Source organism: Sphingomonas sp. Marseille-Q8236 (assembly GCF_965112005.1).
Genome location: NZ_CBCOPO010000002.1, coordinates 287,501 through 301,031, shown reverse-complemented (window position 1 = coordinate 301,031; position 13,531 = coordinate 287,501). Strand labels below are relative to the sequence as shown.

General features: G+C 62.6%; 9 protein-coding genes, 1 tRNA gene, 2 rRNA genes and 1 pseudogene (1 of these 13 only partly in view). 1 reads left to right on the top strand and 12 read right to left on the bottom strand.

All coding sequences use genetic code 11. The features are described 5' to 3' along the window. Positions 1-12: 12 nt before the first annotated feature. The 9 genes from ACWPWT_RS13805 to ACWPWT_RS13765 form a co-directional block, all read right to left on the bottom strand. A complete protein-coding gene (locus ACWPWT_RS13805) occupies positions 13-1,107 on the bottom strand; it encodes a 2Fe-2S iron-sulfur cluster-binding protein (protein WP_454280145.1) in 1,095 nt (364 codons plus the stop codon). Between the two features lie 22 nt (positions 1,108-1,129). After that, positions 1,130-2,392, bottom strand: coding sequence for an aromatic ring-hydroxylating oxygenase subunit alpha (locus ACWPWT_RS13800; protein ID WP_454280144.1), 1,263 nt, complete (start codon positions 2,390-2,392; stop codon positions 1,130-1,132). A gap of 152 nt (positions 2,393-2,544) precedes the next feature. Beyond that, positions 2,545-3,030 (bottom strand): dihydroneopterin aldolase, encoded by a 486-nt coding sequence (gene folB / locus ACWPWT_RS13795; protein ID WP_454280143.1) that lies wholly within the window; start codon positions 3,028-3,030, stop codon positions 2,545-2,547. 42 nt (positions 3,031-3,072) lie between these two features. Then, on the bottom strand, positions 3,073-5,634 hold the full coding sequence (locus ACWPWT_RS13790; protein ID WP_454280142.1) for a GcvT family protein: 2,562 nt from the start codon (positions 5,632-5,634) through the stop codon (positions 3,073-3,075). 59 nt (positions 5,635-5,693) lie between these two features. Next, positions 5,694-6,551, bottom strand: a complete 858-nt coding sequence (gene purU / locus ACWPWT_RS13785; protein WP_454280141.1) for a formyltetrahydrofolate deformylase — start codon at positions 6,549-6,551, stop codon at positions 5,694-5,696. A gap of 20 nt (positions 6,552-6,571) precedes the next feature. Further along, a complete protein-coding gene (locus ACWPWT_RS13780; protein WP_454280140.1) occupies positions 6,572-7,504 on the bottom strand; it encodes an electron transfer flavoprotein subunit alpha/FixB family protein in 933 nt (310 codons plus the stop codon). Positions 7,505-7,525: 21 nt separating this feature from the next. Next, positions 7,526-8,275 carry an electron transfer flavoprotein subunit beta/FixA family protein gene (locus tag ACWPWT_RS13775; RefSeq protein WP_454280139.1) on the bottom strand — a complete coding sequence of 250 codons (750 nt, stop codon included), beginning with the start codon at positions 8,273-8,275 and terminating at the stop codon, positions 7,526-7,528. A gap of 35 nt (positions 8,276-8,310) precedes the next feature. Beyond that, positions 8,311-9,068, bottom strand: a protein-coding gene (locus ACWPWT_RS13770; protein WP_454280138.1) for an IS5 family transposase whose coding sequence is annotated in 2 segments (ribosomal slippage) — positions 8,311-8,735 and positions 8,735-9,068 — 759 coding nt in all. Because the reading frame shifts where the segments join, the coding sequence is not laid out codon by codon here. Positions 9,069-9,242: 174 nt separating this feature from the next. Then, positions 9,243-10,372 (bottom strand): IS3 family transposase gene (locus ACWPWT_RS13765; protein WP_413243585.1). Its coding sequence is split into 2 segments (ribosomal slippage): positions 9,243-10,117 and positions 10,117-10,372, totalling 1,131 coding nucleotides; the frame shifts between segments, so codons are not numbered across the junction. A gap of 94 nt (positions 10,373-10,466) precedes the next feature. On the opposite strand from ACWPWT_RS13765, the pseudogene ACWPWT_RS13760 reads away from it, so the two are divergent. Then, positions 10,467-11,487: pseudogene (locus ACWPWT_RS13760) on the top strand (integrase core domain-containing protein). A gap of 116 nt (positions 11,488-11,603) precedes the next feature. On the opposite strand, the gene ACWPWT_RS13755 reads toward ACWPWT_RS13760, so the two are convergent. The 3 genes from ACWPWT_RS13755 to ACWPWT_RS13745 all read right to left on the bottom strand — a co-directional run. Further along, positions 11,604-11,680 (bottom strand) — tRNA-Met (locus ACWPWT_RS13755). Positions 11,681-11,737: 57 nt separating this feature from the next. After that, positions 11,738-11,852: ribosomal RNA gene (gene rrf, locus ACWPWT_RS13750) — 5S ribosomal RNA — on the bottom strand. Positions 11,853-12,015: 163 nt separating this feature from the next. Next, a 23S ribosomal RNA gene (locus tag ACWPWT_RS13745) occupies positions 12,016-13,531 on the bottom strand (it continues 1,275 nt past the right edge of the window).

Sequence of the window (13,531 nt, the reverse complement as noted above, 5' to 3'; positions counted from 1 at the left end):
TCCCCCACCTCGTCAGGCTTCGACCTCCAAGGGACCGAGCGGCCTGGAACAGCAAGCGAGGATGTATCCCTCCTCCACCTCCTCGTCCAGAATACCGCCATTGTGGGTCATCACGACCTCGCCGGAAACCTTCATCGTCTTGCAGGTGCCGCAGATGCCGGATTCACATGCCGCCGGGATGCGCACACCTGCCGCCCGCGCGGCCTCCAGCACCGTCTGGCCCGGCTGGCAGATGCCCGTCACCCCTGAGTCCATGAAGACCACCGGCACGGTCGCATCGCCGGCATCGCCCGCATCGGTGACGACCGCCACCTGTTCGGCGGAGGCATCGGGAACTGCATCGCCAAAGCTTTCCTGATGGTAGTGCGCCAGATCGAAACCGGCATCGCGCAGGAAATCCTGGACCGCCGCCATGAACGGCTCCGGCCCGCAGCAGAAGATTTCCCGCTCCCTCAGGTCCGGGACGAACATCGCCAACATCGAATGGTTGATCCGCCCGCGATGCCCGAACCAGCTTTCGCCCAGCGAATTGGCCTTCACCATCACGCTCAGCGACAGGTTCGGCATCTGCCGGTCGAGCAGCTCCAGCTCGCGGCGGAAGATGATGTCGCTCGGGCTGCGGGCACAGGTGACGAAGGCGACGTCGCTTTGCGGTGCGACATCGGCCATCCAGCGGAGCATCGACATCATCGGCGTGATGCCCGACCCCGCCGACAGGAACAGATAGCGCGCCGCTGGATGCACGATATGGGTGAAATGCCCGTTCGGACCATAGGCCCTGATCCGCATGCCGGGGCGCAAATGGTCGAACATCCAGCGGGTGCCGATGCTCCCCTCCTGCGCCTTCACCGTCACCGCGACCGAATAAGGCCGCGAGGGCGTGGATGACAGAGTATAGGTGCGAAACAGCGGCTCGCCGTCGCCGACCGGGAGTTCGAGCGTGACGAACTGGCCCGGCTCGTACCGGAACCAGCAGTCACCATCAGACCGGAAGGTGAAGGTCTTCACCGCCGGCGCCTCGTCCACCACGCTGACCACCTCCAGCGCATGGAGGCGATCGGTCCATGGGGTCAGCTCATCCAGATGCCGATGCGAAGACAGGGTCATGGCAGACAACGCACCGAACCGGTCACGCAACGCGCCGGACATAGGACTGGCCCGAGCCGCCCAGCCCCGCTCCACCCAGGCGCGTCTCGACGAAGCGCGCATACCAGTCGACGAACTGGATCACCCCACCCTCATGCAATTGCGAATAAGGGCCGGGCTCATAGGCGGGCGAGCGAATGCCGAAGGCATTTTCCTCGACGATGCGGCGGTCCTGATCATTGGTCTGGGTCCAGACATGGGTCAGTTCGTCGAGTTTATAGTCGACACCCTCGACCGCGTCCTTGTGCACCAGCCATTTCGTGGTGACCGCCGTCTCGTTGGGGCCGATCGGCATGACGCGGAAGGTCACGGCATGGTCCACCAGCACATGGTTCCAGGTCGTCGGATAGTTGAACAGCATCAACGCGCCGATGCGTTCGGCCTGCACCGCGTCCGACAGCGGGCGCGTAACCGCGCGCTTGCCCGACATGGTATAGCTTTCCGCCTCGCGCAGCAGCGGCGCGCGGATCGCACGGAACTGGCCGCTGTCATGGATCTGGAACCGGGCGGGGAGCCCGGCCGCCTCGCAGCGCGCCCAGTGATCCGCCATCTCCGGATCCTCGCCACCACCGCTTACGCCGGTGACGTTGGGCGATTCCGAATAGGTCTTGCACAATTCCGGATGGCTGCCAGCGCAATGATAGCATTCGCGGTTGTTTTCCCAGACCAGCTTCCAGTTGCCCTTCTCGACGATCGTCGATTCAAAGGCGATCTTGGCGTCCTTCAGGTTATGCGGCGCGAAATAAGGCTGCATCAGTTCGCGGAACGGCGCGAAATCGGCCGGTTCGTTCGCCAGGCAGATGAAGATATAGCCGGCGACGCTTTCGCACGCGACGGGCTTCAACGAATGCTGGCTGGGATCGAACCCCTCGCCCATCTGCCGCGCAAAGGCGAGCGAGCCGTCGAGATTGTAGGTCCATTGGTGATAGGGGCAGACCAGCTTGGCGGTCGTCCCCCGGACCGAGGTACACACCCGGCTGCCGCGATGCCGACAGCTATTGTGAAAAGCGCGGATATGTCCGTCGCGATCGCGCAGGACGACGACCGGATAGGACCCGACCTGAAGCGTGAAATAGCAGCCGGCCTTGAGCAATTCGCAATCATGCCCGGCGAACAGCCAATCCCGGTACCAGATCAACTCCAGATCCAGATCGAAGAATTCCTGATCGACATAAAAGGGCTGCGGCAGGGAATATCCCTCCTTGCGCGACCGGATCAGGTTCAGCATTTCAGTGCGTGCGTCCACCTCGTCATCCTTTCCGTTGCTGAGCCGGAACAATCACCGCTGCCATGTTGAAGCAAATCGAAATGGAGCGAGAATGTTCTCTGCTCCTCCTGTCGCTTTATGATTTTGCCCACCCGTGCGTCGCGATCCGCCGGGCTTCGAAACGATGAAGGCTATCCCCGGGCTCTCGCCAGCCAATAGGATGATTGCGCCACCAAACCCCGATTTTCGCGACACGCCCGGTTATCTCCCTCCTGCACGCCAGGCACACTCGGCGGCCAGACCACCTCGACCTCGACATGGTCGAGCACGCCCCGAACCGGAGCATTGGGCTTGCGCAGGACGATCCGCGCATGAACGACCTGCGCGAAGCGATCGCACAGCGCACGTGCGACATCGAGCGCCAGCGCCTCGATCAGAAATCGCCGCGGCCCCGACAGGACGCGCTCGATCTCGGCAAATACCAGGCCATAGTCGACCGTCTCGCCGATTTCGTCCGCCTCCAGGGCAGCGAGCGCATCGACATGCAACTCGGCATCCACCTGGAAACGCTGGCCAAGCCTTTCCTCTTCATCGAACACGCCGTGATGGGCGAAGAAACAACAGTTTTTAAGCCGGATGACATACATGGCCATTCGCTTGTCGCCGGGGAAGGTCATGGGCGGCGCCGGTGCGTGCCGCCCGGAAGGGCATGAGCCGGATCAGCTCTTCGGTTTGCGGTTTTCCGGATCATAGAGCGGCTTGTAGCCGACCGAAGCCACCTCCACCGGATAGCGTTCACCGAAATACTCAACCTCCAGCTTGCGGCCTTCCTGGCAATGCGACCAGGGCAGATAGGCCAGTGCGATGTTCTTGCCGATCGATGGTCCAAAGGCGATCGAGCTGGTATAGGAGCGACGCCCCAATTCATCGACCAGCGTCTCCCCTGTTTCGGGGTCGAGGACGGGCAGGATGCCGACCGGATAGCGCTTCACGCCCTTCGCATCGACATTGTCGGTCATCACCAGCGTACACAGCTTGGCAGGTTGATGCTCGCGCGCACGATGTTCCAGATGCCTGGCCTTGCCGCGAAAGTCCGCTTCCTTTGCCTTGGGCCGCGCCAGATCGGCTTCGAGTAGATTGTAATGCGTTAACAGGTCCGCATTCTGGAGGCGCAGGCTCTTCTCCAGCCGCCGCGAATTCGCATAGGTTTCGATCCCCACCGCGATCACCCCGGTCGAGCGCAGCGCGTCCCATACCGCCAGCCCGTCCTCATAGGCCATGTGCAGTTCCCAGCCCTGCTCACCGACATAGGAGATGCGGAAGGCCATGACGTCCTTGCCGGCGATACGGACAGGACGGATCGCGGCGAAGGGGAAATTCTCCAGCGACAGTGCCTCGGGGTCCTCGACCACCTTTTGCAGGTTCACTCGCGCGTTAGGGCCCCAGATGCCGACCGTGACATATTTTTCCGTCACGTCGGTCACGGTCACGTCCAGCCCGCGATCCTGTGCCACCCGGCGCATGTAATGGACGTCGCGCGGCCCGGCATCGGCGCCATTCACCAGGCGGCAGCGGTCGGCGAGGCGGAAGACGGTGAAGTCGGCGCGGACATTGCCTTCGTCGTCCAGGAAATGGGTGGAGACCCCCTTCCCGATCGTCGCATCGCCGCCGACCTTGGCCGCGCACAGCCATTCCATCAGCGCGACATGATCGGGGCCTTCAATGTCCGTGATATGGAAGTGCGACAGGTTGATCAGCCCGCAATCGGCGCTGAGTTCGAGCTGTTCCGCGTTCGACACGCGCCAGAAGTGGCGATTGTCCCACTCATTCTCGCGCACCGGCACCTGATCGGCATATTTCTCCAGCAAATGCTCGTTCGCGGCATAGCCATGCGCACGCTCCCAGCCGCCGAGTTCCATGAAATAGCCGCCCAGCTCCTTCTCCCGCTCCCAGAAGGGCGACCTACGGATGCCGCGACCGCCAGCGAAGGGCTCGCGCGGATGGACCGGCGGATTGTAGATCTTGGCGGCGGTTTCGAGGCAACGCTCCTCGATGAACTTCGCTTCCAGCTGGAAAGGATTGAACCGCGCATAATCGATGCTGGCATGGTCGATCGCGGTGCGGCCGTCGGTCATCCAGTCGGCAATCAGCTTGCCCATGCCGGGGCCATCCTTCACCCAAATGCCGACCGCATACCACAGGCCGCGCACCTTCTGGCTCTCACCCATCGACGGGCCGCCATCGGTGGTGGTCTGGAGCAGGCCGTTGAACGAATGGCTTTCGTTATAGCCCAGCTCGCCCAGGATCGGGGTCAGCTCGATCGCGCGCTCCAGCGGTTCGAGCACCTGCTCCATTTCCAGATTGCGTTGCGACGGCGACAGGCGCGCCTGTTCCTTCTCCAGCAGATCGCGCGGATGGACCAGGCGGGGCGCATGTTCCTCATAATAGCCCCATTCGATCTGCCCGCCCTCGGTCGTCCTGGGATCGCCCGTGTCGCGCATATAGGCGGAGTTGCCCTGGTCGCGCAGCAGCGGATAGCCGATGTCCTTCCCCGTTCCCTCGAATTCCTTGTACGGTCCGAAGAAGGTCAGCGGATGGTCGACCGGGAAGACCGGCAGATCCTCGCCAGCCATCTCGGCGATCAGGCGGCCCCACAGGCCGGTACAGACCACAACGTAATCGGCCATGATCGTGCCGCGCGTCGTCTCCACGCCCTTGATCCGGCCCTCCTCGATGAGCAGCGATACCGCCGAGGTGTTGGCGAAGACCGACAGCTTGCCCGCATCGACCGCCTGGTCGACCAGCTTGCCCGCCACCGTCTGCGACCGGGGCACGACCAGACCGGCATCGGGGTCCCACAGGCCACCCTGCACCAGGCTTTCCTCGATCAGCGGGAATTTCGCCTTGATCGTCGCCGGATCGACCAGCTCCGCGCGGGTGCCGAACGCCTTGCCCGAAGCAACCTTGCGGCGAATTTCGTCCATCCGCTGGTCGTCGCCGACCCGCGCGACCTCCAGCCCGCCGATCCGCGAATAATGGCCCATCTTCTCGAAGAAATCCATCGAGTAGAGCGTCGTCCATGTCGACAAGTAATCGTGGCTGGTCGCGTAGCAGAAGTCGGAGGCGTGCGCGGTCGAGCCGATATCGGTCGGAACCCCCGACTTGTCGATGCCGACAATATCGTCCCATCCTCGCTCTACAAGATGATGGACGATCGATGCGCCGACGATGCCGCCGACGCCGACGATCACCACACGGGCTTTTTCGGGAAGGGCCGCCATTTTCTATTCCTCTCGGTAAAGGGTCGTCGCAGGGGTCGTGTCGGTCATCGGGTGAGCGCTCATGGCGCGAAGACCACGGTGCGGTGGCTGTTCAGCATCACCCGCCCTTCGAGATGATATTTGACGGCGCGCGCCAGGACGCGGGATTCGATGTCGCGACCGGCGGCAACGAAATCCTCGCTGGTCATCATGTGGCTGACGCGTTCGGTCTCCTGTTCGATGATCGGCCCCTCGTCCAGGTCGGGCGTGACGTAATGCGCGGTCGCGCCGATCAGCTTCACCCCGCGCTCGTGCGCCTGGTGATAGGGCTTGGCGCCCTTGAAGCTCGGCAGGAAGGAGTGGTGGATGTTGATGACCCGGCCATAGAGCCGCTCGGACAGTTCGTTCGACAACACCTGCATATAGCGAGCGAGCACGACCAGTTCGGCGCCGGTCCGCTTGACCAGGTCGAGCAGCTTCGCTTCCTGCTCGGCCTTATTCTCCTTGGAGACCGGCCAGTGATGAAAGGGAACGCCCTCGATCGCGGCGGCGGCGCTGGCGGCATCGTGATTGGACACGATCGCCACCACCTCCGCATTCAGCCAGCGCACTTTGATCTGGTACAGCAGGTGATGCATGGCATGGTCGAATTTCGAAACCATGATAATGATCTTCGGACGCTGAGCCATGTCGACGACCGAAAGGTCCAGGTCGAACCGCTCGACCGCCGGTCGCAACACGTCCACGATCGCGTCACGCGTCACGTCGGCCGACAAGGTCACCGCGATCCGCAGGAAGAAATGGTCGGCCTGCCGGTCCCAGAACTGCTTGGATTCCAGGATATTGGCGCCCAGTCCGGCCAGCGCGGTGGTGACGGCGGCGACGATGCCGGGCTGATCCTTGCAACCCAGCCGTATGACGTAGGATTTCTCGGTCATGCAAAGGCTTTCGATAGAGATCAGAGCTGGCGTTCGAGTTCGGGCAGGACCTCGAACAGATCGCCGACCAGGCCGTAATCGGCGACCTGGAAGATCGGCGCATCCTCGTCCTTGTTGATCGCGACGATCACCTTGGCGTCCTTCATCCCCGCCAGATGCTGGATCGCACCGGAGATGCCGCAGGCGACATAGAGATCGGGCGCGACGACCTTGCCGGTCTGCCCGACCTGCCAGTCATTCGGCGCATAGCCCGCATCGACCGCCGCGCGGGATGCGCCGACCGCCGCGCCGAGCCTGTCCGCCAGCGGCAGGATCGTCTCGCGGAACTTCTCCTCCGAACCCAGGGCACGGCCGCCCGATACAACGATCCGGGCGGAGGCGAGATCGGGCCGCTCGCTTTCGGCGAAGCGGTTCTCGACGAAGGTCGAGAGGCCGGGCGTGTCGGACACGTCGACAGGGACGATCTCGGCCGCGTCATCCCGCGAACCTGCTGCCGCGAAGGCAGCCGTGCGGACTGTCACCACCTTGATCGGATCGGCCGATTGCACGGTCTGCACCGCATTGCCCGCATAGATCGGCCGCTTGAAGGTGTCGGGCGCGACGACCGCGACGATCTCCGATACCTGCATGACGTCCAGCAGCGCGGCGACACGCGGCAGGATGCTCTTGCCGTTGCTGGTGGCGGGCGCGACGATCGCGTCATAGCCGCTGGCCAGCGACAGGATCAGCGCGGCGCTCGGTTCCGCCAGCCGGTGTTCGAGTGCCACCGCCTCGGCCAGCAATACCCGGCGCACCCCGGCCAGTCGGGCGGCAGCCTGCGCCGCACCGTCCGCGGACAGACCCGCCACCAGCACATCCACCTCGCTGCCCATCGCCAATGCGGCGGTCAGTGCGCGAGCGGTCAGTTCGGAAAGATGCGTATTATCGTGTTCGGCCAACAGAAGGATGGTCATCGCTCTTGCTCCCACTCGCGATCAAAGGACGCCGGCCGCTTCCTTGAGCTTGCCGGCCAGTTCGGCCGCCGATCCGACCCGCACGCCCGCTTCGCGGACCTTCGGTTCCTCGGTCGCCACCACCGTCAGACGCGGCGCGACGTCGATGCCCAGGCTCTCCGCGGCCAGATCCTCCAGCGGCTTCTTCTTGGCCTTCATGATGTTGGGCAGAGAGGCGTAGCGCGGTTCGTTGAGGCGCAGGTCGACCGATATGACGGCGGGCAAGCGGGCCTGGATGACCTGAAGTCCCCCATCGACCTCACGCGTCACCACGGCTGTGCCATCCGCAACCGCGATATGCGATGCGAAGGTCGCCTGCGACCAACCCAGTAGCGCCGACAGCATCTGTCCGGTCTGGTTGGCATCGTCGTCGATCGCCTGCTTGCCGAGCAGGATCAACTCCGGCCCCTCACGCTCGGCGATCCGTTTCAGCAGTTTCGCCACCGCCAGCGGCTCCGTGGGCACCTCGGTACGGATCAGTATGGCACGGTCCGCACCGATCGCCAGCGCGCTGCGCAGCACATCCTGCGCCTGGGCCGGGCCGATCGACACCACGACGATCTCGGTTGCGATACCGGCTTCCTTCAGCCGGACCGCTTCCTCGACCGCGATCTCGTCGAACGGGTTTATCGCCATCTTCACATTGGCCAGATCGACACCCGATCCGTCATTCTTGACGCGAATCTTCACATTGTGATCGACCACGCGTTTGACGGGCACCAAGATTTTCATATCGCCGCTCCCCCACTAGGGTCAGGACTCGTTGATTACAGCCAGAAGATGACGGTGGCTGCGAGGGCGATGGCCGAGAAGAAGGCGGTGGGGCAGCGGTCGTAGCGCGTAGCGACGCGACGCCAGTCCTTCAGACGGCCGAACATGATCTCGATGCGGCTGCGGCGCCGATAGCGGCGCTTGTCGTACCGGACAGGCTCGTTGCGCGAATTGCGGCCCGGGATGCAGGGCTGGATGCCTTTGGCCTGGAGAGCGTCCCTGAACCAGTCCGCGTCATAGCCGCGGTCGCCAAGCAGCCATTGTGCCTTGGGCAGGTCATCGAGCAGCGCTGCCGCGCCGGTGTAGTCGCTGACCTGGCCTGCGGTCATGAAGAAGCTCAGCGGGCGTCCGTTCGCATCGGCGACGGCATGGAGCTTGGTGTTCATGCCGCCTTTGGTGCGGCCGATCAGGCGGCCAAGATCCCCTTTTTAACCCGCAGGCTCGATGCCGTGCGGTGCGCCTTCAAGTAGGTCGCGTCGATCATGACCGTTCCTGGCTGCGCGCTTGCAGTCGCCAACCCCTCCATCATGCGTGTGAACACACCGGCCTCGCCCCAACGCTTCCACCGATTGTATAGCGTCTTGTGCGGGCCGTAGGCGCTCGGCGCATCACGCCAGCGCAGCCCGTTCTTGTTGACGAACACGATGCCGCTCAGCACCCGCCGATCGTCCACCCGTGGCTTCCCATGGCTCTTTGGAAAGAACGGCCGCAGCCGCTCGATCTGCTCATCCGTCAGCCAAAACAGGTCGCTCATTCCGGTCTCCTTGCGGGGCCTGAATCAGATCGCGACGCTGACATCAATGGGTCCTGACCCTAGCTGTTCAGTCCCGGCATCTGGTGGATCGGGTTGACGATGAATGAGCTGCCCCCTTCTGAGTGGTCCATCGACTATGACAGTCTGGACCAAGGATGACGGTCCCCCGGTTTCTCATCCGGGCATGATGCGAGTTTCCGGTTTGCATCCGTCGGGGTTAACCCCGACGGATGCAGCATATTCGGCTGGCGTGAGCCAGCCAAGCGCCGTGTGAGGACGGCTCTCGTTATAGTCCCGCCGCCAGGCCTCGATCTTGGCACGAGCGTCCGCCAGCGACAGGAACCAGTGGCTGTTCAGGCACTCGTCGCGAAGCCGGCCGTTGAAGCTCTCGACGAAGGCGTTGTCGGTCGGTTTGCCCGGCCGCGAGAAATCGAGCGTGACGCCGTTCTCATACGCCCATCGGTCGAGCGCCTTCGAGATGAACTCCGGGCCATTGTCCACCCGAATGGTCTTCGGTGCACCACGTACTGACGCGATCCGCGTCACCGCCGCGACAACCTGCTCGCCCTTGATGCCCTGATCGACGTCGATCGCCAGCGCCTCGCGGGTGAACGCATCGACCACCGTCAGTGCCCGCAGCCGCCGGCCATCGAACAAGGCATCCGAGACAAAGTCCATCGACCACATCTCGTTGGGCGCCGAGGCCGCAGGCTGGCGTTCGCGGTTCGCCGCGCTGACGTTGCGACGGGGACGCTTGAGCCGAAGGCTCAATCCATCCTCCCGATATAGCCGGTAAACCCGCTTGTGATTCACCAGCCAGCCCTCCCTGCGCAGCAGGATGTAGATCCGAAAATAGCCATAGCGCACCCGTGCTGCCGCCAGATCGTGGATGCGCAGCCGCAGCGGCGCCTGGTCCGGCTTGTGCGACACGTAGCGCACCGATGAGCGGTCGACGCCGAGCGCGAGGCAACTGCGCCGCTCGCTGACGCCGTGGGACGCCTGGACGTACGCGACGATCTCGCGCCGTCGCCCAGGCGTCAGAGCTTTTTTGCTAGGACATCCTGCAGGATATGCTTGTCCAGGCTCAGATCCGCGACGAGCTGCTTCAGCTTGCGGTTCTCGTCCTCGAGTTGCTTGACCCGCCGCAGCTCGCCGACGCCCAGCCCGCCATACACCTTCTTCCAGCGATAAAAGGTCTGCTCCGATACGCCCATACGGCGGATGACCTCCGCCACCGGCGTGCCCGTCTCCGCCTGCTTCAGCGCAAACGCAATCTGCTCTTCCGTGTATCTCGACTTCTTCATGTCCCAGCTCCTTGCCCGCAGGCTTCAAAGGGCCGGAAAACTCTCACTCAGCTTGGATGAAAAAATAGGGAGGACGTCAAGGAAGGGACAACGAATGCCTTCGAAGAAGCACAAGCCCGAGGAGATTATCGGCAAGCTGTGTGAGGTGGAGATCGTGCTGGGCCAAGGCGGCACGACCGCCGAGGCGTGCCGGCGGATCGCGGTCAGCGAACAGACCTACTATCACTGGCGCAAGGAATATGGTGGCCTGAAGACGGACCAGGCGCGTCGGATGAAGGATCTGGAGAAGGAGAACGCCCGGCTGCGGCGTGCGATTTCGGATTTGATGCTGGACGAGCTCATCCTGCAGGAGGCGGCAAAGGGAAACTTCTAAGCCCCGCACGGCGCCGGCGCTGCATCGACCAGGTCCGGGAGGTGCTGGCCGTGTCCAAGCGGCGCGTGTGCCGCGTGGTTGGCCAGCACCGGTCAACGCAGCGCAAAGTGCCGTGCGGGGCAGATGATGAGCAGGCGCTCACCGACGACGTCGTCGCGGTGGCAAAGCAGTACGGGCGCTACGGTTACCGTCGGGTGACCGCGCTGCTGCATGCGGCGGGCTGGTCGGTGGCCGACGGTTCCGCGTGCTCAACATCGTCGACAACGTCACGCGCGAATGCCTCCGGGCGGTGGTCGATACGTCGATCTCGGGCCGGCGGGTCGTGCGCGGATTGACCGATCTGATCACCGAGCGTGGCAAGCCGAAGATGATCGTCAGCGACAACGGGACCGAACTGACGTCGAACGCGGTGCTCGCCTGGTCGGGCGATGCAGGCGTCGAATGGCATTACATCGCGCCGGGCAAGCCCACGCAGAATGGGTTCGTCGAGAGCTTCAACGGTCGCATGCGCGACGAGCTGCTCAACGAGACGCTGTTCTTCACCATCGGTCAGGCCCGCTCGATCCTTGCCCGCTGGATCGACGACTACAACACCGAGCGACCGCACTAGTCGCTCGGCTACGCCACTCCGGCAGCCTTCGCTGCCGGGCTCGAACAGCAACGGGCGGGATTAACCCCGCCCGTTGCTTCACCTGCGCTCAGGCGCGACAACACAGGTCGGTCTCTGGTTGCCGCTGGATGAAAGACCGGGGTCACGTCAGTCCCGCAGCGGAGGTGGTGGCCAGCGCGGCGTCGCCAGCGCGTATGCCCTAAACGACAACGCCGCCCGTGAGGGCGGCGTATCGAGTTCTATGGCGGTGGTTGCGGGGGCAGGATTTGAACCTGCGGCCTTCAGGTTATGAGCCTGACGAGCTACCGGGCTGCTCCACCCCGCGACACTGGGTATAGGGGCAAGGACGAGTGAATGGGTTTTTGTATTCGCGGGCTGTAATGCCTGGCGACGCCCTACTCTTCCACTGCTTGAGCAGTAGTACCATTGGCGCAGTCGGGTTTCACGGCCGAGTTCGGGATGGGATCGGGTGGGACACCGACGCTATGGCCACCAGGCAATAGAGTCCGCGAATAACAATCCCCATCAAGTGGTACTTGATGGGGGCCCCGAGGGGAGGAGACCTCGCTTCGGGGGATTGGGTATAAAATCGATGCACCTGGCTTGGTAATGACCGCACCCTGCCATCTAGCCCAGGGCTGATGGTGGGGGTGTGGAGCTCTCAAGCGCGAATAGGACAATTAGTATCGGTTAGCTCCATGCGTTACCGCACTTCCACATCCGATCTATCAAGGTCGTGGTCTTCGACCGTCCTGAGAAATCTTATCTTGAGGGAGGCTTCCCGCTTAGATGCTTTCAGCGGTTATCCCGTCCGTACATAGCTACCCTGCTGCGCCGTTGGCACGACGACAGGTACACCAGAGGTACGTTCAACCCGGTCCTCTCGTACTAGGGTCAACTCCTCTCAAATTTCGACGCCCACGGCAGATAGGGACCAAACTGTCTCGCGACGTTCTGAACCCAGCTCACGTACCACTTTAATTGGCGAACAGCCAAACCCTTGGGACCTGCTCCAGCCCCAGGATGTGATGAGCCGACATCGAGGTGCCAAACAACCCCGTCGATATGAGCTCTTGGGGGTTATCAGCCTGTTATCCCCGGCGTACCTTTTATCCGTTGAGCGATGGCCCTTCCACGAGGGACCACCGGATCACTATGACCGACTTTCGTCTCTGCTCGACTTGTCAGTCTCGCAGTCAGGCTGGCTTATGCCATTGCACTCTAACAGCCGGTTTCCAACCGGCCTGAGCCAACCTTCGCGCGCCTCCGTTACTCTTTAGGAGGCGACCGCCCCAGTCAAACTACCCGCCACAGAGGGTCCCTGTACCGGTTTCACGGTACGAGGTTAGACATTAAACAACAACAGGGTGGTATTTCACCTATGGCTCCACATCGGCTGGCGCCAATGCTTCAAAGCCTCCCACCTATGCTACACAGTTCTTGTCCAATGCCACTCTGAAGCTGCAGTAAAGGTGCACGGGGTCTTTCCGTCTAACCGCGGGTACTCCGCATCTTCACGGAGAATTCAATTTCGCTGAGCATGTCCTGGAGACAGTGGGGAAGTCGTTACGCCATTCGTGCAGGTCGGAACTTACCCGACAAGGAATTTCGCTACCTTAGGACCGTTATAGTTACGGCCGCCGTTTACCTGGGCTTCATTTCAGAGCTTGCACTCCTCCACTTAACCTTCAGGCACCGGGCAGGCGTCAGGCCCTATACGTCGTCTTGAAGCCGACTTAGCAGAGCCCTGTGTTTTTGCTAAACAGTCGCTACCCCCTGGCCTGTGCCCCCCATGAGAGCTTGCGCTTACATGGGGCCTCCTTCTTCCGAAGGTACGGAGGCAATTTGCCGAGTTCCTTCAGGACACTTCTCTCAAGCGCCTTGGTATACTCTACCTGACCACCTGTGTCGGTTTCGGGTACGGTCTATACGGTGGGGCTATTTCCCGGGACCTCTTCGAGGCACGTCCAATCCGATAAGGACGTACAACACACGAGATCCGTCACACACCACCAGGCCCACGAATATTAACGTGGTTCCCATCGACTACCCCCTTCGGGCTCGTCTTAGGGGCCGGCTCACCCTGCGCGGATTAGCCTTGCGCAGGAACCCTTGGTCTTTCGGCGAGAGGGCATCTCACCCTCTTTATCGCTACTCATGTCTGCATTCGCACTTC

Excerpts from the sequence above, each read along its gene's own strand:
- ACWPWT_RS13780 (WP_454280140.1), bottom strand. The coding sequence starts at position 7,504 with ATGACCATCCTTCTGTTGGCCGAACACGATAATACGCATCTTTCCGAA.
- ACWPWT_RS13775 (WP_454280139.1), bottom strand. The coding sequence starts at position 8,275 with ATGAAAATCTTGGTGCCCGTCAAACGCGTGGTCGATCACAATGTGAAG.
- folB (WP_454280143.1), bottom strand. The coding sequence starts at position 3,030 with ATGACCTTCCCCGGCGACAAGCGAATGGCCATGTATGTCATCCGGCTT.
- ACWPWT_RS13805 (WP_454280145.1), bottom strand. The coding sequence starts at position 1,107 with ATGACCCTGTCTTCGCATCGGCATCTGGATGAGCTGACCCCATGGACC.
- purU (WP_454280141.1), bottom strand. The coding sequence starts at position 6,551 with ATGACCGAGAAATCCTACGTCATACGGCTGGGTTGCAAGGATCAGCCC.
- ACWPWT_RS13790 (WP_454280142.1), bottom strand. The coding sequence starts at position 5,634 with ATGGCGGCCCTTCCCGAAAAAGCCCGTGTGGTGATCGTCGGCGTCGGC.